We start from the raw sequence: 19,997 nt of genomic DNA on the forward strand, positions 1-19,997 counted from the left end.
GGGGTCTCCTTTGCGAGCCGACCGGGCTACAGATTGTTGAGCGCGCCGGTGCGGCGCACGGCGGTGAGATACAGCACCACGAGCACGATGGGCACCACCGAGAACGCGGCCGCCAGCGGCGGGTTCAGGTTGATGTTCTGGGCAATGATGCTGCCGATCATCTGCGTGGAGCCGCCGACGTACATCGCGGCGATGTAGTCACCGAGGCTGAGCGAGAACGTGAAGATCGATCCGGCGATCAGCGAGGGGAGGAGGAGCGGGGCCACGACGGTGCGGATCGTGCGGCCGCCACGCGCGCCCAAGTCCGAGGACGCATCGAAGAGATTCGCCGGGATCTGTGACACCGCCGCGTATACGGGGATCGCCATATAGGGGAACCAGAGGTACACGAGCGTGAGGATCACCGTCAGGATGCCGAAGCCGGGTCCCTCGATTCCGAGGGGCGAGAGCGCCCAATTGAAGAAGCCGGTTTCGGTCCAGACCAGGCGCATGGCGATGATCTTGACCAGGTACCCGGCCCAGAGCGGCAGCGTCACCAGGACGGCAAGCGTGGCGCGGAGCTTCGGACCCGCGACCTTCGCCATGAAGACGGCGAGCGGGATCGCCACGGCCGCGCAGATCGCCGTCACCGCGAGTGCGATCCCGAGCGTGCGCAGCGCCGTGCCGAGATAGGCCGGGACGGTGAAGATCTGCTGGAAGTTCTCGAGCGTGAAGCCGGGCTTGACGCGTGAGGTAAACGGATCCGTCGTCCAGAACGCCGTGATCAGGAGGAGCGCGAGCGACAGGATGTACACGCCCACGAGCCAGGTCATCGGCAAAGCCAGAAGTGACGCGAGGCGCGCCCGTGGGTGCCGGGCGAGCGCGGTGGAGAGGGGAGTGGGGCGGCGGTCGAGTGCGGGCTGGTGACTCACGGTGCTTCCTCGCTGCGAGAGTGGTGACGGGACGGGAATACCGGGCGGCGTCGCGCGTTATGTCCCGTGGGGATGGGCGCTGTGCGCCCGGATGGGAAACGATGGGTGCCCGCGGCGCGACCGCGAAGCGGGCGCCCATCGTCATGTGTGGGCGAGCGTTAGCCCTTGACCGTGGCCCAGGCCTTCGTCCAGTCCTGGTAGTTCGTGCACCGCACGTCGGTGCGGCCGTCGATGCACTGGTCGATCGGGGTGGTCCAGAACCACACCTGCGTGAAGTACTCCTCGTCGGTGGCGTTGAAGTAGTCGCAGTGCGCCTTCGCCTCGTCGCTGGTCTCGCAGAACGCGGCGTTCGCCGGGGCCATACCGAAGTTCATCGCGATCTGGCCGTTCACGTCGGGCGCGCTGGTGTAGTCCATCCAGGCGTAGGCGCAGTTCGGGTTCTTCGCCTCGGCGGCGAGCATCCACGCGTCCGACCAGCCGGTCGATCCCTCTTCGGGGAGCACGCTCTTGAACTTGTCGTCCTGGGTGGCCTTGCGCAGCACTTCCCAGGACGTGCCGACCACCGAGTTGCCGCCGGTGAAGGAGGTGACGTTGGTCGCGGGCGACCAGTACTCGGACACCATGCCGTTCTGCTGCTTCATGAGGTCGGTCGCGGCCTGAAGCTGAGCCTCGTCGAGCGCGTAGGGGTTCGTGATCCCGAGATCCGGCTCGTGCTCCATGAGGTAGATCGCGGCGTCCGCGAGATAGATGGGGCTATCGTAGGCGGCGATCTTGCCCGCGTAGGGGCTGTCCTTCTCCCACACAACGTCCCAGCTCGTGGGCTCTTCGGTCACGACCGTGGAATCGTACTGCAGGATGTTCGCGCCGCGGCCGATCGGGATCCCGTACACGTTGCCGTTCAGGGTGTCGTACATCTGGCCCTTCATGCCCGGGACGATATCGTCGCCGAAGTTCGGGATGAGCTCGGTGTTGATGGGCTGCACGTTGCCGTCGACGATGAGCCGGAGGCTCGCGTCACCGGACGCGGAGACCAGATCGTACTCGCCGGTGCGCATCAGCTGCACCATCTCGTCGCTGGTCGCGGCGACCTTGCGGTTCACGGTGCATCCTGTGGCGTCCTCGAACGGCTTGGCCCAGGCGTCCTCGACGAAGCCGGACCAGGCCACAATGTTGACCTCCTGCTCCGTGTCGCCGAGCCCCTCCATGGTGGGGATATCGGGGACGTCGATCGAGATTTCGCCCGGGGCGGCATCGCCGCCGCTCGACGAGGCGCAGCCGGAGAGCGCGAGGCCCGCCGCGGCGATCAACGCCGCGGGGATGAGCAGTTGTTTCTTCATTGGAACTCCTTGGGTGGATGGGGTGGATGGGGTGGATGTGGCGGATGAGAACGGTGGGGCGGGAGAGCGGAGCCGCTGGCCCCGCGGGATCAGGCCGCGGTGCGAGTTGCGGCCTGCGCGGCTTCGGGCACGGCGACCGCGTGATCCCGTGCGAAGCGAACGCTCACGGCGTCGCCGCGCGAGATCGTGGGCGCTGCGTGTGGCGTGCCCGAATTCTGCTGCTCGGCGATGAACCGGAACCCGCCGGCCGTCTCGACGAGGGTGCGCGTGTGTGCGCCGGCGTAGACGGTCTCGACGACGGTGCCGGGAAGCGCGATCTCGCCGCTCGCGACGGGCGCGCTCGGATCCTGCAGTACGACGCGTTCGGGGCGCACGCTGTGGGGCGCGGCCGTGCCCAGCACCCGCTGGGCGTCGGCGCCGGCGAGGAAGTTCGTGACGCCGAGGAAGCGCGCCACGAACTCGGTCTGCGGGAACTCGTACACCTCGCGGGGGCTGCCGACCTGCTCGATCTTGCCGCCGTTGAACACCGCGACGCGGTCGGAGAGCGTCAGGGCCTCTTCCTGATCGTGGGTCACGAACACGAAGGTGATCCCCACCTCGCGCTGGATCTGCTTGAGCTCGAACTGCATCTGCTCGCGGAGCTGCTTGTCAAGGGCGCCGAGCGGCTCGTCGAGGAGGAGCACCTGGGGGCGCAGGATCAGGGCGCGAGCGAGGGCGATCCGCTGGCGCTGCCCGCCGGAGAGCTGCGACGGCCGGCGCTGCGCCAGGTGGCTGAGCTGTACCTGTTCGAGGGACTCCCCGACCCGGGCCGCGCGCTCCGTCTTGCTGATCCCGCGCACCTTGAGCCCTTAGGCCACGTTCTCCGCGATGGTGAGGTGCGGGAAGAGCGCGTAGTCCTGGAACACGGTGTTGACCGCGCGATCGAACGGGGCCGACTTCGTGACGTCCGTGCCGTGGAGCAGGATCCGACCGGCGGTGGGCTCTTCGAAGCCGGCGATCATGCGCAGCACGGTGGTTTTGCCGGAGCCCGACGGGCCCAGCATCGAGAAGAACTCGCCCGCGCGGATGTCGATGTCGAGCTCGTTGACGGCCACGAGGTCGCCGAACTGCTTGCGCACGCCCTGGACCGAGACGGCGATCTCTGCCTCGGTGGCGTGGGGGGTGGGGTGGGGCATGGTGCGCTGCTCCTCAACGTCGTTGTCGAACCAATGTGATGAACCATAACATATGGGTTTATAGGATTTTAACGATGTGCGTGTGCCAAGATCACGATTCGATGACGGAGCGGCACAGCAAATCTCCACGCCGGCCGTGACAGACTCAAGTGGGATCCGGCTCAGTTCGATCCGACTCGACGCACATCGGCCGCGAACGGAGGGAACGCATGAGCGAAACCGCGCTGCTGTCGCCGCCGAGCCGCCTGCGCGTCGCCGCGTTCTCCCCGATCGGCGAGGAAGGGCGCACCGAGCTCGTCGAGTCCCGGATCGTCCAGGCGATCTCGGTGGGCGCGTTCACCGAGGGGGAGCGACTGCCGAGCGAAACGGAACTCTCGGCGCTCCTCGGCGTCGCCGTCGTCACGGTGCGCGAGGCGCTGGGCACGCTCCGGCACCGCGGCCTGATCGAAACGCGGCGCGGTCGGAACGGCGGCAGCTTCGTGCGCCCGAGCCACGGCGCGGTCGAGGAAGTGAACGCGCGCGCCCTGATGGACCTCCCGCGCGTCTCGCTCGCCGATCTCGGCGTGCACTATGAGGTCGTGTCCGCGGCCTGCGCCGAATACGCGTGCCAGCGCGCCACGCCGGAGGAGCTTGAGATTGTCGCCGAGATTCTCGACGAGTCCCGCGGCCTGGAGCGGGCGCCGTGGCGGCGCCGCATCACCGAGGTGCAGCTGGAGCTCGCGGCGCTCAGCCAGTCAGTGCGGCTCACGAACGAGCACGTGCGCGTGCAAACCGAGTTCACCCCGTTCCTCGCGCTCCAGGACCTGGACCGGGAAGCCCGGCTCGGGACCCACGACGCGCTGGTCGCCCAGCTCGAGGCGACCCGCGCCGGCGACGTGTCCCGGGCGCGTGCGGCCGTGCGCGAGGGGGTTCGCGCCTCCGTGCGGTGGCTCGTCGCGTTTCGCGCCGAACTTCTCGCGGATCCCCGCCCGGAGCATCTTCGTGGCACACTGGAGGCTCGAAGCCGGGACGAGTGATCCGGGCAGAGCCTCAGCGGAGAGGGGGACGACATGCCACAGCAGGCCGTACAGGATCGGAAGCTGGACGCCGCGCTGGCGCGCATCGAGGAGTTCTTCGACGGCGTGTTCGCCCCGCTCGACGAGTGGCTTCCGCGGCTGCAGGCGCAGCTGACCGAGGCGATCGCTGACGGGCGCGTGACGGGCCCGCACCTTGCTGGCCTGGTGGAACGTGACGCCCACGCGATCCTCGACGGCAGCGAGCGGCCGCTCTACGGTGCCGGATATTGCGCCAGCGACGCGGTCGTGTCCGAAGGAAACCCCCTCGCATGGTGGCAGGGTCCGCACCGCAATCTTCTGGCCGCCTCGACCTTTGGCCCCGGCCAGGCCGCCATCGATCTCGTGCGACTCGAGTGGTACCGCGTGCCCGAAGCGACGGGCGTTCGGCACGTTGCGGGGCCCTTTGTGGATTACCTGTGCTCCAACGAAATCACGCTGACCTCGGCGATCCCGGTGTTCCTGAACGGCACGTTCGCGGGCGTGGTCTGCGCCGACGTGCTCGTCTCCTCGTTGGAGGGGGCGCTGCAGGCCGAACTCGCCGGCGGCGCGACGCTCATTAACGCCAGTGGGCGCGTGGTCCTCTCCGCAGATCCCGACCGTGAGACCGGCGACCGGTGCATGGGGCCCGAACCCGAGCGTGAACTTGACGCCCTGGTCGCCGCGGGCCGCGCGGTTCGCTCGACCCGCTACCCCTTCGCGCTCCTCGGCTGAGACGCTCCTAAAGCAGGTGCCCGCCGCCCGAGACCTTCATGCGGTTCACCAGGTTCTTCACATCTTGTGCGCGCCGCTTCGAGGTCACAAGGAGCACGTCGGCGGTGTCCACCACCACGACGTCCTCGACGCCGACGAGGGCGACGAGCCGGTTGCTCTCGGAGACCACAATGCCGCTCGACGCGTCGGACAGCACCTGCGCCCCATCGCCCAGGACCGCGAGGTCGCTGCCGCGGCCGCGCGTCAGGAGATTCGCCACGGAGGCGAAGTCGCCCACGTCGTCCCAGTCGAAGTGGGCGGCCACGCAGACCATCTTGCCCGCGGCCGCTGCCGGCTCCGCGACCGTGTAATCGATCGCGATCTTCGGGAGCGTAGGCCACAGCCGATCGCGGGTCGCCGCGCCCTGCTCGGTGCCCCACGTTGCCGCGATCTCGCGCAGTGCGCGGACCATTTCGGGCTCCGCGAGGGCCATCTGGTCCAGGAGGACGCTCGCGCGGGCGATGAACATCCCCGCGTTCCAGAGGTACCCGCCATCGGCGAGATACTGCTCTGCCTGGGCGGCGTCGGGCTTCTCAACGAACTCGGTCACGTCGTAGACGTCGAAGGGCGCGAGATCGCCGCGGGCAGTGCCGCATGAAATGTATCCGAAGCCGGTCGCCGGATGCGACGGGTGGATGCCGATCGTGGCGATATATCCCTGGTCGGCGGCTTGCACCGCGGTGGTGACCGCGCGCTGGAAGAGGACGTCGCCGCGGATCACGTGGTCGGCGGCAAAGGAGCCGAGGATCGCGTCCGGATCGCGCAGCTCGAGGATCGCGGCCGCGAGGCCGATCGCGGCGGAGGAGTCCTTGGGCTCACTTTCCGTGATCAGGTTCTCCGCGAGGAGCTCGGGCAGCTGATCCGCCACGGAGGTGCGGTGCGAGTTCCCGGTCACCACCATGACGCGCTCAGGCGGCGCGATCGGTGCGAGACGCACCCAGGTCGCGCGTAGCAACGAATCGCCGGATCCCGTGAGATCGAGCAGGAATTTCGGGGCATTGGCGCGGGAGAGTGGCCAGAGTCGTGAACCCACCCCGCCCGCGGGGATCACGCAGGTGAGCCGGTCGATGGCGGAGGAGTGCTCAGAAGCGTCGGTCATGGACTCCAGACTAGCCGGGTGCGCTGGGCCTCCGCGGGGAGAAGCTGCGGCGCTCGCGGACGAAAAACAGCCTCCGCCGCGTGGGTTCGGGTGCGCTTCAGAATGGTGTCATAATGGATGGCGCAGTGGATTCTCAGCCTGGTGTGGTTTTGGGTGCGCCGAGCGCGCCCGTACTGCGGTGAGAACACGATGTCAGCTGCCGGCTCCTGTCCGGCGAAGCAAGACCAAGGAGGAAGCTCGTGTCAGCCCAAACGGCAGAGGCCGCGCCCGCGGCGAAGCAAAAGAGTCGCCCGGGTGGCACGCTCTACCGCGGCTACGAGGGAATGTGGTCGTGGGTTCTGCACCGCATTACCGGTGTCGCCATCTTCTTCTTCCTGCTCGTCCACGTGCTGGACACCGCGCTCATCCGGGTCAGCCCTGAGGCGTACAACGCGGTCATGAGCACCTACAAGACGCCCATTATGGGCCTCGGCGAGGCTGCGCTGGTCGCCGCCATCGTCTTCCACGCCTACAACGGCATCCGAATCATCCTGGTGGACTACTGGAGCAAGGGCGCGAAGTACCAGCGCGTCATGTTCTGGGTTGTCATCGCCGCCTGGGTCATCACGATGGCCGGCTTCCTGCCGCGCCACCTGATGAACGTGTTCGGTCACTAAGGCGAGGAGAGAAACATGACGATGACGATTGACGCTCCGCGCTCACAGACCCCCGCGAAGAAGCGCACCAACTGGGAAAAGTGGGGCTGGATCTACATGCGCGTCTCGGGCGTGCTGCTCGTGGTGCTCGTGTTCGGACACCTCGCCTCCAACCTCCTCCTCACCGAGGGCGGGGTCCACGCCATCAACTTCGGTTTCGTGGCCGGCAAGCTCGCGAGCCCGTTCTGGCAGATCTGGGACACGCTGCTGCTGATCCTCGCGCTCATTCACGGCGCCAACGGCATGCGCACGATCGTGAACGACTACGTGTCGCGCCCCGGACTCGCCAAGGCCTTCAAGGTCGCGCTCTTCCTGTCGGCAGCACTGCTGATCCTGCTGGGCACCTTCGTGATTTACACGCTGGATCCCTGCCCCGCTGGTGCAGACCCGGCGCTCGTCGCGTCGTTCTGCAAGGCATAACCCGGTATCCCGGCACAGATTTTCAGTAACGAGAATAGGACCCACGTGGCTACAGATACCCATCAGGGCGAAGAGGTTACCGTCAAGGACGGCGTTACCTATCACCAGTTCGACGTCGTGATCGTGGGTGCCGGCGGTGCCGGCATGCGCGCGGCCATCGAGGCCGGACCGAAGGCGAAGACCGCGGTCATCACGAAGCTCTACCCCACCCGTTCGCACACGGGCGCAGCGCAGGGCGGCATGGCCGCGGCGCTCGCCAACGTTGAGGACGACAACTGGGAGTGGCACACCTTCGACACCGTCAAGGGCGGCGACTACCTCGTCGACCAGGACGCGGCTGAGATCCTCGCGAAGGAGGCCATCGACGCGGTCATCGACCTCGAGAACATGGGCCTGCCCTTCAACCGCACCCCGGACGGCAAGATCGACCAGCGTCGTTTCGGCGGGCACACCCGTGACCACGGTAAGGCCGCGGTGCGCCGCGCCTGCTACGCCGCCGACCGCACGGGCCACATGATCCTCCAGACGCTGTTCCAGAACTGCGTCAAGCTCGGCGTGAACTTCTTCAACGAGTACTACGTGCTCGATCTCGTGATGACCGAGGTCGACGGCGTGCAGAAGCCGTCCGGTGTGGTCGCCTACGAGCTTTCGACGGGTGCACTGCACGTCTTCCAGGCCAAGTCGATCGTGTTCGCGACCGGCGGCTTTGGCAAGGTATTCAAGACGACGTCGAACGCGCACACCCTCACGGGCGACGGCGTCGGCATCATCTGGCGCAAGGGCCTGCCGCTCGAGGACATCGAGTTCTACCAGTTCCACCCGACCGGCCTTGCCGGCCTCGGCATCCTCCTCACCGAGGGTGCGCGCGGCGAGGGCGCGATCCTCCGCAACGCCTCGGGCGAGCGCTTCATGGAGCGCTACGCGCCCACGATTAAGGACCTCGCGCCGCGCGACATCGTTGCCCGCTCGATGGTGCAGGAAGTGCTCGACGGCCGCGGTGCCGGTCCGCACAAGGACTACGTGTACCTCGACTGCACCCACCTGGGCGCCGAGGTCCTCGAGACGAAGCTCCCGGACATCACCGAGTTCGCGCGCACGTACCTGGGCGTCGACCCCGTGACCGAGCCGGTCCCGGTCTTCCCGACCGCGCACTACGCGATGGGTGGCATCCCGACGAACAACGACGCGCAGGTCCTCTCGGACAACACCACCGTCGTCCCCGGCCTCTACGCCGCCGGCGAGTGCGCGTGCGTCTCGGTGCACGGCTCGAACCGCCTCGGCACCAACTCGCTGCTCGACATCAACGTGTTCGGCAAGCGCTCCGGCAACCACGCGGCGGACTACGCGCAGACGGTGGACTTCACGCCGCTGCCCGAGGACCCCGCGAAGTTCGTGCGCGAGCTCGTGGAGGGCTTCCGGAACGGAAACGGCACCGAGCGCGTTGCCGACATCCGCAAGGAGCTCCAGGAGTCGATGGATCGCGGCGCTCAGGTGTTCCGCACCGAGGAGTCGCTCACCGAGGTTCTCGGCGTGATCCACAACCTGCGCCTGCGCTACAACAACGTCGGCGTGCAGGACCGCGGGATGCGGTACAACACCGACCTCCTCGAGGCGATCGAGCTGGGCTTCCTGCTCGACCTCGCCGAGGTGCTCGTGTTCGCAGCCCGGAACCGCAAGGAAAGCCGTGGCGGCCACATGCGCGACGACTACCCGAACCGCGACGACGAGAACTACATGCAGCACACGATGGCGTACCTCACGGGTGACCCCCACTCGGCGAACCCCGAGGACCACATCCGTCTGGACTGGAAGCCGGTCGTCGTGACGAGGAACGAGCAGGGCGAGTTGCGTTACCCGCCGCTGGAGAGGAAGTACTAGGTCATGAGCACCGTTACCACCGAGGCTCCCGCACAGGTTGAGGACGCCCCCAAGCCGTTTACCGTGACGCTGCTGGTGCGCCGCTATCTCCCCGAGTCGGGGCGTGAGGCGTACTGGGAGGACTTCGACGTCGAGATGTATCCGACGGATCGTATCCTCGACGCGCTGCACCGCATCAAGTGGGACCAGGACGGCACGCTGTCCTTCCGCCGCTCCTGCGCACACGGCATCTGTGGCTCCGATGCGATGCGCATCAACGGCCGCAACCGTCTCGCCTGCAAGACGCTGATCAAGGACCTCGATATCTCGAAGCCGATCTACGTCGAGGCCATCAAGGGCCTGCCGCTGGAGAAGGACCTCATCGTCGACATGGAGCCGTTCTTCGCGTCGTTCCGTGAGGTGCAGCCGTTCCTCGTGTCGAACACGGCACCCGAGGGTGGCAAGGAGCGCATCCAGTCCATCGAGGATCGCGAGCGCTTCGACGACACGACCAAGTGCATCCTGTGCGCGGCGTGCACCACCTCGTGCCCCGTGTTCTGGACCGACGGCCAGTACTTCGGCCCTGCCGCGATCGTGAACGCGCACCGCTTCATCTTCGACTCGCGTGACGAGAACGCCGAGGTTCGCCTCGACATCCTCAACGACACCGAGGGCGTGTGGCGCTGCCGCACCACCTTCAACTGCACGGACGCGTGCCCGCGTGGCATCCAGGTGACCAAGGCGATCGCCGAGGTCAAGGCTGCGATCCGCACCGGCAAGACCTCCTAAGGTCCCCACGGCGGGCACCTTGCCCGCTAGCATGGCAGCATGACGACGCCCCGCGATACTTCTCCGGCCACGACCGAAGAAGACCGCGGGGCGTCGCGTGTTTCCGAGGCGGTACAGCGCGGGATGACGCTGTGGCAGCGCGTTCAGCGCACGCACCCCTTGCGCACCTTCTCGCACTTCACCAACGTGGGCGGCAGCGTACTGTCGGGCGGCATGAGCTATCAGGCACTGTTCGCGGTGTTCGCGGGGCTCTATGTGGGTTTTGGCACGTTTGGGATCTTCCTGCGGAGCCGCCCGGAGCTGCTGCAGACGTTGATCGACCAGCTCAACCTCCTCGTGCCCGGCCTGCTGGGCGAGGGGAGTGGGAGCGCGGTCGATATTTCGACGCTCCTGGCGGCCCGTGCGCTCGACTGGACCAGCATCCTCGCCGGTGCCTCGCTCGTGTGGGTGGCGATCAACTGGTTCACCGGCACGCGCCGTTCGATCCGGATCATCTTTGGCCTGGAGGTCAAGGAGTACCGCAATGCCCTGCTCCTGAAGCTGCGCGACTTCCTGCTCGCCGTGGGATTCTTTGTCGCGATCCTGGTCTCCGCCGCACTGACGGTGTTCAGCTCGGGCATCGTGGATTGGTTCTTCTCGGTGATCGGCGCGAACTCCGACGGCTGGTTCTTCGGCTGGGTGGGCACGCTCGTGCGCTACGGGGCGATGTATGTGTTCGATGTGCTCGTGCTGATCGCGGTGCATCGCCTGCTCGCCGAGGTGTACGTGCCCCGATGGCCGCTCATCACCGGGTGTGCGCTCGGCGGGATCGCGTTGCTCGGCCTGAAGATCCTCGGGAGCGCCCTGCTCGGCGGGGCTTCCAGCAACCCGCTGCTCGCGACCTTCGCGGTGTTCATCGGCCTGCTGCTGTGGTTCAACTTCATCTGCCGTACGCTGCTCCTCACCGCATCCTGGATCGCGACCGGTCAGGATCGGGAACTCGGTCTGCCGGAGCCCGCGGCCGTCGCCTCCTAGCGCCCGAGCGCCCTCCGCGTCGGGATGCCGGATCCGGCGTCACGCGCTGTTCACTGGCTCCGGACCGCCCGCGCAGCCTAGGCTGGCCATATGCAGGATCGCCGCGCCCCCGAGCCCCACGACGTTGTCGAGCTTATCGGGGTGAAGCGTCACGCGGGGGAACTCAGTACCGCGGAGATCGGCTGGGTGGTGGACGCCTTCACACGCGGCGTGGTGGCACCGGAACAGATGAGCGCGCTGCTGATGGCGATCGTGATTCAGGGCATGGAGCGGCGCGAGATTCGTGATCTCACCGCGGCAATGATCGCGAGTGGTGAGCGCCTGAGCTTCTCGGGCCTCGGCCGCCCTGCCATCGACAAGCACTCCACGGGCGGCGTCGGCGACAAGATCACCCTCCCGCTCGTGCCGCTCCTCGCGTCGCTGGGCGTCGCCGTGCCGCAGCTGTCCGGGCGCGGTCTCGGGCACACCGGTGGCACGCTCGACAAGCTCGAGTCGATCCCCGGTTGGCGGGCGGCGCTGTCGACCGAGGAGATGACCAGCGTGCTGCGTGACACCGGGGGAGTGATCTGCGCGGCGGGCCCCGGGCTGGCTCCGGCGGACCGAGCGATGTACGCGCTGCGCGATGTGACGGGCACGGTCGCTGCGGTGCCGCTCATCGCATCCTCGATCATGAGCAAGAAGATCGCCGAGGGCGCGGACGGTCTCGTGCTCGATGTGAAGTTCGGTTCGGGGGCATTCCTGCCCGCGCTCGACGATGCGCGGGAGCTCGCGACCACGATGGTGCAGCTCGGCGCGGACTCGGGGCTCCGGACCGTCGCGCTCCTCACCGATATGGACGCCCCCCTCGGCCGCGCGGTGGGGAACGCGAACGAGGTGCGGGAGTCCACCGAGGTGCTGCAGGGTGGCGGACCGCAGGACGTTGTGGAACTCACGCTCGCGCTCGCGCGGGAGATGCTGGATCTGGCGGGGAAGCCCGAGGTGGATCCCGCACCCGCGCTCCGCGACGGTCGCGCGTGGGACGCGTGGCGACGGATCATCCGCGCGCAAGGCGGCGACCCCGATGCACCGCTCCCGGTTGCACGTGAAACGGAGATCGTGCGCGCCGCGGCCGACGGCGTTGTGCAGCGGGTCGACGCCCGCGCGGTCGGGGTCGGGGCGTGGCGGCTCGGGGCCGGACGAGCTCGACCCGGTGACCCGGTGGATCACGCGGCTGGCGTGGAAGTCCTCGTGCGCCCGGGGGACCCGGTGCGGGCCGGGGATCCGCTCTTCGAGCTCCGATGTGACGACGCGGGACGCATGTCGCGTGGCCTCGAATCGCTCGGTACGGCCGTGGAACTCGGACCGGAGACACCGCAGCCGCGACCGCTCGTGGCGGGTCGGATCACCGGGTAGCGGCGGCACCCCGCGCGGGGCGCTTCCCGCCGGTCGCGGAAGCGAGCTGTGCGAAGGCCGCGGGAATCGCCTCGGCAACATCGAGGGCGGTGATGGGGTGCCCCGGTGCCGCCTCCCCGGACGGGCCCGGCCCGGCCGGGCGCTCCGGAAGCTCGCCGACGGCAATGCGTGCGGCCCGATCGTGGAGCAGCGCGCCCGCGATCCCGAGCTCCGAGAGGAGTGCTGGATGCTCACGGACGGCTGCGGCGTGACTCGCGATGAGCGCGCCGAGGATCCCGGCGAGCACGTCGCCGGTGCCCGCCGTCGCAAGCCACGGGCTTGCGGGTCCGGCGGTGAGCGGCGGGGTCTCGGGGCTCGCGCACACGCTAACGGAACCCTTCAGGAGCACCGTGGCCCCGAGCGTCGAGGCGAGTCGGGCGGTTGCGTCCGCGCGGACCGCGACCGCGACCGCGTCAGGAGCCCGGATCTCCGCCGGCACGGGGCCGAGTCCCGCCGCCTCCCACAGTCGGGCGAACTCCCCCGCGTGCGGGGTGAGCAGGAGCGGGGCGCGCTCCGTGTGGGCCGCCCCTGCGCGATGCGGCGGGACCCCGACACGATCGAGCGCCCCCGCGTCGACGACGACGGGGGATGTCCCGCAGAGGAGCTCCGCGAGCTGCTCCGTCTCCGCGGGGGTGCGGGTCGCGGGGTTCGTGCCCGAACCGATCAGCCAGGCGTCGCACGGCCGCTCCGAAGCACCGAACACGGTTTCCGGGCGCACCGCCAGCACCGCCGCTGCCGGGGTGGGCAGACCGAGCTCGCGGGGCGCGATCGACGCGGGCGGCACGTAGCGCAGGAGCCCGACGCCCGTGCGCCAGGCCGCGGTCACGCTGAGGACCGCCGCACCCGGGTACTCCGGCGCCCCGGTGCGCACCCCGAGCACGCCGCGCCGGTACTTGTCATCGTCCGCGCCGGGCCGCCGCAGCCAGCGGGCGGCGTCGATCATGCGGCCGGCGGTCATCACGCTCCGGGCGTTCCCTGCAGGTCCGCGAGAACCTCCTGAACCGCGGCGGTGAGCTCCGCGAGTGCGGCCTCTGCGGCGGTGCGGCGGGCGGCCGCGTCGCCCTCGTTCGCGAAGGTATCGAGGTACAGCTTGAGCTTCGGCTCCGTCCCGCTCGGGCGAATCATCACCCGGGAACCGTCGGCAAGATCGAAGCGCAGCACGTCAGCGGGCACCTCGGCGGCACCCGGGTGCAACAGGTCCTGCAGACGGTCCACGGCGACGCCCCCGAACGCCGTCGGCGGCTCGGCGCGAACCCGGGCGGCAAGCTCCGACGCCGCAGCCATCGATTCCAGCCGCAGCGTGATCTGCCCGCTCGCGAAGTGCCCAAAGCGTTCGCTCGCCTCGTCGAGCAGATCCCACACCGTGCGCCCCTCGGCGGCGAGCTCGCGCGCCATCGCGATCGCGTCCGCGCTCGCGGAAATGCCGTCCTTGTCCCGCACAATCTCGGGGTGGGTGAGGTACCCGAGCGCCTCCTCGAAGCCGAAGATCAGTTCGGGCGTGCGCGACACCCACTTGAAGCCGGACAGCGTTTCCGCGTAGCCGAGCTCGTACTCCCCGGCGACGGCGCGCAGCGCCGGCGAGGAGACGATGGTGCACGCGAGCGTTCCGCTCGGGCACCCGCCGGTCTCCTCGGCTCGCGCCCACGCGCGCTCGGCGGCCCGCCAGCCCAGGAGCAGCCCGAGTTCGTTGCCCGTGAGCCGACGGAACCGTGCGGGATCCGAGGGATCCGGCGCGGCGATCGCGAGCCGGTCCGCGTCCGGGTCGTGGGCGACGATGAACTCGGCGTCGTGGTGGGCGGCCACGCGGTAGGCGAGATCGAGGGCGCCGGGCTCCTCGGGGTTGGGGAAGTCAACGGTCGGAAAGGCCCCGTCGGGCTGGTCCTGCTCCGGGACGGGAATGACCGCGGGGAGGCCGGCGGCGGAAAACACGCGCTGGGCGAGCTCGGAGCCGACCCCGTGCATGGCCGTGTAGACGATCCGGAGCGCCGCGTCCGACCCCTTCGCGACACCAGACCCGTCGGGGCGATGGGGGAGGGCCGCGAGCACCGCGGCCGCCGTCTCGGACACGTAGGCGTCCGCCACCGAGGCATCGAGTACCGTGACGTCGCTGGAGCGGGGCAGCTCCGCGAGGGGACGCGCGGCGACATCGTCGATGTGTGCGGCGATCTCGGCATCGACGGGCGGTACGATCTGGGAGCCCGCGTCGGCATCGCCGAGGTACACCTTGTAGCCATTGTCCTGCGGCGGGTTGTGGCTCGCGGTGATCATGACGCCCGCCGAGACATCGAGGTGTCGCACGGCGAACGCGGTGAGGGGTGTGGGTCCCGCCACCGGGAAGAGGAACACGCGCAGCCCCGCACCGGCCATGATCTCGGCGGCGTCCCGGGCGAACACCTCTGAGTTCACCCGGCCGTCGAAGCCGATCACCACCGAGGGTGGGGTGGCGGTCTCGCCGCGCGCCGCGCGATCCCGCAGGTAGGCCGCGAAGCCGGCGCTCGTCTGGGCCACGACCATGCGGTTCATGCGCGCCGGGCCGGCACCGAGCGGCCCGCGGAGACCCGCCGTGCCGAAGGCGAGCCGGCCGGCGAACGCGGCCTCGAGCGTCGCCCGAGCGGCCGCGTCCCCCGCGGACGCCTGAGCCACCCACTCGAGCGCCTGCTGCCGGGTGTCGGAATCGGGATCCTGCTCCGCCCATGCCGTCGCGGCCGCGAGCACGCGGTCCTCCGTGTGCGTGTGTGTATCCCCCGCGCGCAGTCCCATCGCGTGCTCTCCCTCCCACGGCCAGCGCCGAAGTCTTTTCACGCTACCACTCGCGCATGCGACCCGCCCGGAGCGCGAGTAGGCTATCTGGGGTGTCGGATCCGACACCGTACCCTCCGTGGAAAGGACCGCCCATGTGCGCTTCCGTGCGCTGCGAGACCTGCAGCAAGATGACCTGGGCTGGCTGCGGCGAGCACATCGAAGAGGCGCTCGCGGGCGTGCCCGCAGCCGAGCGCTGCAGCTGCGCCCGCTAACACCACGTCGGGCCGGGTCCGCGGATCCGGCCCCGCGCGCAGCCGATCCTGCGCTCCCGCGCTCCTGCGTGCACCAGTTCCCGTGTGCACCAGATCCTGCGTGCGCCAGATTCTGCGCTCACCAACGCCTCGGAGATTCACGAACGCGCAGGAGATTTTTCCCGTTTTCGGGCCTGGGAGCGTGAATCTCCTGTGATTCGGTGCGCGCGCGGCTTCGATCCGGCAGGGCACCAGAACATGCAACACATGGCCTCCTCGAGACGAATGGCCAGACTATCGGAGCGCGCGCTGCGATTCCTCCGCCTCGGGAGCCGGGTCATTCGGGGCGAGATCGCCGCAGCCAATCGCCGCCTGCACCGCGAGCCAGCACTCGGCGGTGTCCTCCATCGACGATAGGTCGCGTCCGATGATCTTCTCGATCCGCGAGATCCGAGCGATGAGGGTCTGCCGGTGGACAAAGAGGCGCTCCGAGGCCCGCACCCAGCTGCGGTTCTCCTCCAGGAAGATGCGCAGCGTGTGCGTCAGCGAGGTGCCGCGCTGCTCGTCGTAGGTGCGCAGCGGCCCCAGGACCTGCCGGGCGATGCCGCGCAGCTGCTCCGGGTCGTTGGGGAGAAACAGCGAGGTCGCCTCTTGCTCGTCGAAGCGCATCACCCGACCGGACTGGTGCGCGCGGATGAGCGCGCTGCGCGCCTGCCGGAGCGCGTTCGGGAGGGTGCTGAGCTCGGTGAAGGCCGCGCTGACCCCGATACCGGAGCGCGTGTCGGCGAGCGCGCCCAGCAGCGGTTCGATGGGGTCTGCGGCACTCATCAGGACGAGCACCTGCCCGTCCTTCAGCGTCGCGAGGGCGGGGATCCGGCTTGATCCGAATGCCGCGTGGACCTGGTCGAGGGTGTCGCGCGTATCCGGGTGCTGGGCCACGGCGAGAAGATACGGCGGGTGGACCCCGTACGCTTCGACGAGGTGCTCTGAGGGGGCGGACGCGACCGATTCGTCGCACAGGTCCCCGAGGAGCAGCGATCCGTGCAGCCAGTCGCTGCGTCGCGCGGCGACCTTCACCGCGAGCGCGTTGTCGACGATCGCGGCGGCGTGTTGGAGGAGCGTGCGATCCACGGGCCCGGAGTGCGCGATCTGAAGTTCGGGCTCGCCGGGGGAGAGCAGCGGCGCCGCCCAGAGCCCCGCACCGAGCTGGCGGAAGGCCCCCGGCCCCGCGCCGCGCTCGTGCGGGTGCAGGCTCAGGTCGGCGCCGAGAATCCGGCCCAGCTCGTCGAGGAGCGCGTCGATCGCGTCGTCGACGTCGTGCTCGCCGAGGGCGGCGTACAACTGTTCGGTCTGCCGCACGCGGGCGGCGCGCTCCCGCTGCCCGGCCTCCGCGACGGTCATGGCGAGCGTCACGAACCGCACCTCGTACTCCGTTTGGAGCACGGGGAAGCCGATCCGGGCGGCGTGCGCGAGCGCCTCGGGGGTGAACGGGTACGCCGGCATCTCGGCGTCGATGGTGATCGCCGCGATTCCAGCGTCGTGCATGCCCGACAGGTACGCGCACTGTGCGGCGGTGCCCTCGGGCACGCCGATGCCCGTGGTCATGACGAGGGCGTGCTGACCGAGCCACAGCCAGGGCGCCGGCTGCTCGCAGACGTGGGCCCACTCAATGTGTCGGTCCTCCCCGATCCCGGGCGTCAGCGAGGTGGTGCCGACAGCGGCTAAATCGAGCAGCGACCTCACTGTGAAGGTCATGGCTTCAGCATACGCGTCCTGGGCACGTTCAGCCCGCCACCGATCGACCGAGCGCCAGGGCGGCGCGGACGCCGGAGTCCACGGCCCCGGACAGGGACTGAGCGAGTCCCGTGTGCTCGCCCGCGAGGGCCACGCGTCCCGCGGCCTGCGCAAACGCGCTGGCATCCGCGGCCTCCCAGGCGAGCGAGGGCGCGGAGTAGGCGCCGCGCGCCCAGGGGTCGTCCTCCCACGTCGTGAGGAGCACGTCTCCGGCGATGTCGAGCTCGGGGCGCATCTCCCGCAGGGCCTGGACCCAGCCGTCCGGCCCCTGTGCGACGCCGAGCGCCTCGAGCGCAAACGGTCCGCCCGCGAAGGAGGAGAGCGCGTTGATGCGGTGCTCCCCGTCGACGCTGAGCGAGCGCCAGGACCACCAGGTGTGGTCGGGGTTCTGCAGGGCGATGTCGGCATCGACTCGGGCGAGGGGAACGCCGAGCTTCGCGGCGACGCCCATGAACCGGTGGTCGATCGCGCGCTGCTGCGCGTCGGGGAGCGCGAATCCGAGCGACAGTTCGCGCAACAGGGGGAGCGGCACCGCGATGACCGCGGCATCCGCGTCGATCCGGGTGCCGTCGTGGAGCGTGACCTGCACGCCGGTGTCGGACTGGTCGACGGCGGTCACGGGGGATTCGAGCCGGACCCGATCCCCCAGGCGTCGTGCGAGTTCGATCGAGAGGGCCTGGTTGCCGCCCACGAAGCGGCCGCCGTCCTCGACGTACCCGTTGACCGTCGAGGACTCGTGCAGCAACACCGCCTCGGCGCTGACCCGCGTGGGATCCGCCGCCGCCGAGGTCGTGGTGCGCCGGTACACGGGATCGAGACGGTAGTCGGCCCCGAGCGCCGTCGCGAACGCGTGTTCGAGGGACACCTCGCGCTCGCCGTCGGCGAGCATCTGCGCGAGCGTCTGACGCACGCGCTCGCTCGTCTGTTCGAGCTCCGCGAACGAGATCACCCGGCCGTTGACCGTGCGGCGGCCGTAGCGCACGTTGTGCGACATGATCGGCACACCGAGTTCTGCGGAGAGCCGCCGGATCGGGAACTCGGTCGGGAAGACGTACTCGCCGCCGCGCTCGGTGATCTCGCCGTTGCCGAGCCGCTCGGACCAGGTGCGGCCACCCACGCGGTCGCGTGCCTCAAGCACGGTGCAGTGGTGCCCGGCCTTGCCGAGTTCCCAGGCCGCGGTGAGTCCCGCGAGTCCGGCTCCGATGACAACAACGTCCATGCGTGTTCCTCCTTGAACAGCCCGATCCAACGCTCCCATCGTAGATCGGCGCGCGAAATCCGGGCACCGAAACCGGGGCCGAGCGCGCGAAACCTTATGTTTGTACACCTCGCGGAGGGGCCGCCGTACAAAGCTATGAAACTTCCCGCTGGCGGTAACGAAGCGGTAACACGGCCGGGTCAGGACACCGATTTCGCTGCTACCTTCGGGTCGTGCCGGGGTCCGAGACACCGCCCGATGCGGGATCGCGCCGGCACCGATCATGACCATAGTGGACCACGATCACAACGAAGTGAGGAACCCATGTCCAGTCTGAGAACCTTCTCGTCACGCCGCGGCGTGACCGCCCGGCGCGGCTTCGCGCTCGCCGCGGGCACCGCGGCGCTCGCGCTCGCGCTCGTCGGGTGCAGCGGTGGCGGTGGCGGCACCGCCGAGCCCGCGCCCGAGCGCGACCTCGGAACCCCGGTCGCCGGTGAGATCAAGGCCGGCGCGCTCGACGGCGTCACGCTGACGTTCGCTGGATCCGGCGGCGTGTTCCAGGATGGCCAGAAGGCCGCGCTCTGGGATCCCTTCGCGGAGGCCTCCGGTGCCACCTTTAACCAGGACGCCTTCGACGCCGGCAAGCTGAAGGCCATGGTCGATAGCGGGAACGTCAGCTGGGACATCGTGAACACCACCCAGTTCGACACGGCCCGCGGCTGCGGCACCCTGTTCGAGAAGTATGACTACTCGCAGATCGACGTCTCGAAGATCCCCGAGGGCACGATCACCGATGAGTGCATGGTGCCGCAGATCCTGTACGGCCTGGTTGTGGCGTACAACACCGAGGCGTTCGGCGATAACCCGCCGACGAGCGCCGCCGACTTCTTCGACACCGAGAAGTTCCCCGGCAAGCGCACGGTGAGCCAGTCCACCTACGTGGATCCGCAGACCGTCGAGTTCGCGCTCACCGCGCAGGGCAAGGACCTGAAGAACCTGAAGCCCGAGGACATCGAGGGCGCGTTCGACATGTACAAGGATCTCGGCAACGACGTGATCGGCTGGACGACCGGTGCCGCCGCTCAGCAGCAGCTCGAGTCCGGGGAAGCCGTGATGGGCCTCGTCTGGTCGGGCCGCGGCTACGGTGCCGCGCAGGCGGGCGCTCCGATCGCCCCGATGTGGGATCAGTGGATGATCATGGTCGACTCGAACGGCATCCCCAAGGGCGTGAAAGACAAGCAGGCAGCGTTCGCCGCGGTGAACTTCTCGCTGGGCGCTGAGCAGCAGGCCAAGATGACCGAGGAGACCTCCTACGGCGGCGTCAATATCGATGCGAAGCCGGACATGGACGAGCAGCTCACCACGTGGATGACCACGGAGCACCTCGACACGGGCATCGCCCCGAACGTCGACTTCTGGGTCGAGAACTACGACGCACTCGCGGCAGCGTGGGCTGGCTGGGCGACCGGTAACTGATCG

17 protein-coding genes and 1 pseudogene are annotated in these 19,997 nt (G+C 69.0%); 9 read left to right on the forward strand and 9 right to left on the reverse strand.

All coding sequences use genetic code 11. The features are described 5' to 3' along the window. Positions 1-26: 26 nt before the first annotated feature. The 4 genes and pseudogenes from D3230_RS10445 to D3230_RS16545 all read right to left on the reverse strand — a co-directional run. Positions 27-911: an ABC transporter permease subunit gene (locus D3230_RS10445; protein ID WP_202344978.1), complete on the reverse strand. Its 885-nt coding sequence runs from the start codon at positions 909-911 to the stop codon at positions 27-29. A 158-nt stretch (positions 912-1,069) separates the two neighbouring features. Then, the gene (locus tag D3230_RS10450) at positions 1,070-2,248 is read right to left on the reverse strand and encodes an ABC transporter substrate-binding protein (protein WP_202344979.1); all 1,179 of its coding nucleotides are present in this window, start codon (positions 2,246-2,248) and stop codon (positions 1,070-1,072) included. Positions 2,249-2,337: 89 nt separating this feature from the next. Beyond that, positions 2,338-2,877, reverse strand: coding sequence for an ABC transporter ATP-binding protein (locus tag D3230_RS16540; RefSeq protein ID WP_337249165.1), 540 nt, complete (start codon positions 2,875-2,877; stop codon positions 2,338-2,340). Positions 2,878-2,919: 42 nt separating this feature from the next. Beyond that, a pseudogene (locus D3230_RS16545) lies at positions 2,920-3,423 on the reverse strand (ABC transporter ATP-binding protein); the annotation flags it as partial. Positions 3,424-3,632: 209 nt separating this feature from the next. Between D3230_RS16545 and D3230_RS10460 the strand changes: the two are divergent. Beyond that, on the forward strand, positions 3,633-4,439 hold the full coding sequence (locus D3230_RS10460; RefSeq protein ID WP_202344980.1) for a FadR/GntR family transcriptional regulator: 807 nt from the start codon (positions 3,633-3,635) through the stop codon (positions 4,437-4,439). Between the two features lie 33 nt (positions 4,440-4,472). Next, on the forward strand, positions 4,473-5,189 hold the full coding sequence (locus D3230_RS10465) for a hypothetical protein (protein ID WP_202344981.1): 717 nt from the start codon (positions 4,473-4,475) through the stop codon (positions 5,187-5,189). 7 nt (positions 5,190-5,196) lie between these two features. On the opposite strand, the gene D3230_RS10470 is transcribed toward D3230_RS10465, so the two are convergent. Continuing rightward, complete coding sequence (locus tag D3230_RS10470) at positions 5,197-6,327, reverse strand: mannose-1-phosphate guanylyltransferase (protein WP_202344982.1); 1,131 nt, start codon at positions 6,325-6,327, stop codon at positions 5,197-5,199. 239 nt (positions 6,328-6,566) lie between these two features. Between D3230_RS10470 and sdhC the strand changes: the two genes are divergently transcribed. From sdhC to D3230_RS10500, 6 genes are all read left to right on the forward strand, one after another. Beyond that, positions 6,567-6,983 carry a succinate dehydrogenase, cytochrome b556 subunit gene (sdhC, locus tag D3230_RS10475; RefSeq protein WP_202344983.1) on the forward strand — a complete coding sequence of 139 codons (417 nt, stop codon included), beginning with the start codon at positions 6,567-6,569 and terminating at the stop codon, positions 6,981-6,983. 15 nt (positions 6,984-6,998) lie between these two features. Further along, positions 6,999-7,442 carry a succinate dehydrogenase hydrophobic membrane anchor subunit gene (locus D3230_RS10480; RefSeq protein WP_202344984.1) on the forward strand — a complete coding sequence of 148 codons (444 nt, stop codon included), beginning with the start codon at positions 6,999-7,001 and terminating at the stop codon, positions 7,440-7,442. 45 nt (positions 7,443-7,487) lie between these two features. Then, positions 7,488-9,320: a succinate dehydrogenase flavoprotein subunit gene (gene sdhA, locus D3230_RS10485; protein ID WP_202344985.1), complete on the forward strand. Its 1,833-nt coding sequence runs from the start codon at positions 7,488-7,490 to the stop codon at positions 9,318-9,320. A gap of 3 nt (positions 9,321-9,323) precedes the next feature. Beyond that, entirely contained in the window at positions 9,324-10,088 is a 765-nt protein-coding gene (locus D3230_RS10490; RefSeq protein ID WP_202344986.1) for a succinate dehydrogenase iron-sulfur subunit, read from the forward strand. Positions 10,089-10,127: 39 nt separating this feature from the next. Continuing rightward, on the forward strand, positions 10,128-11,102 hold the full coding sequence (locus D3230_RS10495; RefSeq protein WP_237467351.1) for a YihY/virulence factor BrkB family protein: 975 nt from the start codon (positions 10,128-10,130) through the stop codon (positions 11,100-11,102). A gap of 90 nt (positions 11,103-11,192) precedes the next feature. Next, positions 11,193-12,494: a thymidine phosphorylase gene (locus D3230_RS10500; protein ID WP_202344987.1), complete on the forward strand. Its 1,302-nt coding sequence runs from the start codon at positions 11,193-11,195 to the stop codon at positions 12,492-12,494. Here the strand turns inward: D3230_RS10500 and D3230_RS10505 are convergent. The 4 genes from D3230_RS10505 to D3230_RS10520 form a co-directional block, all read right to left on the reverse strand. Next, positions 12,484-13,491, reverse strand: a complete 1,008-nt coding sequence (locus D3230_RS10505) for an ADP-dependent NAD(P)H-hydrate dehydratase (protein ID WP_202344988.1) — start codon at positions 13,489-13,491, stop codon at positions 12,484-12,486. The genes D3230_RS10500 and D3230_RS10505 overlap by 11 nt on opposite strands. Beyond that, entirely contained in the window at positions 13,491-15,293 is a 1,803-nt protein-coding gene (locus tag D3230_RS10510; protein WP_202344989.1) for a phospho-sugar mutase, read from the reverse strand. The genes D3230_RS10505 and D3230_RS10510 overlap by 1 nt, the downstream gene beginning before the upstream one ends. Positions 15,294-15,820: 527 nt before the next feature. Beyond that, on the reverse strand, positions 15,821-17,281 hold the full coding sequence (locus D3230_RS10515; protein ID WP_202344990.1) for a PucR family transcriptional regulator: 1,461 nt from the start codon (positions 17,279-17,281) through the stop codon (positions 15,821-15,823). A gap of 28 nt (positions 17,282-17,309) precedes the next feature. Next, positions 17,310-18,539 carry a flavin monoamine oxidase family protein gene (locus tag D3230_RS10520; RefSeq protein ID WP_202344991.1) on the reverse strand — a complete coding sequence of 410 codons (1,230 nt, stop codon included), beginning with the start codon at positions 18,537-18,539 and terminating at the stop codon, positions 17,310-17,312. 303 nt (positions 18,540-18,842) lie between these two features. Here D3230_RS10520 and D3230_RS10525 point away from each other — a divergent pair, with 303 nt between their 5' ends. Next, entirely contained in the window at positions 18,843-19,994 is a 1,152-nt protein-coding gene (locus D3230_RS10525; RefSeq protein ID WP_237467353.1) for an extracellular solute-binding protein, read from the forward strand. The last annotated feature ends 3 nt before the right edge of the window (positions 19,995-19,997 follow it).

It is taken from the genome of Leucobacter chromiireducens subsp. solipictus, assembly GCF_016758195.1.
Classification (GTDB): domain Bacteria; phylum Actinomycetota; class Actinomycetes; order Actinomycetales; family Microbacteriaceae; genus Leucobacter; species Leucobacter solipictus.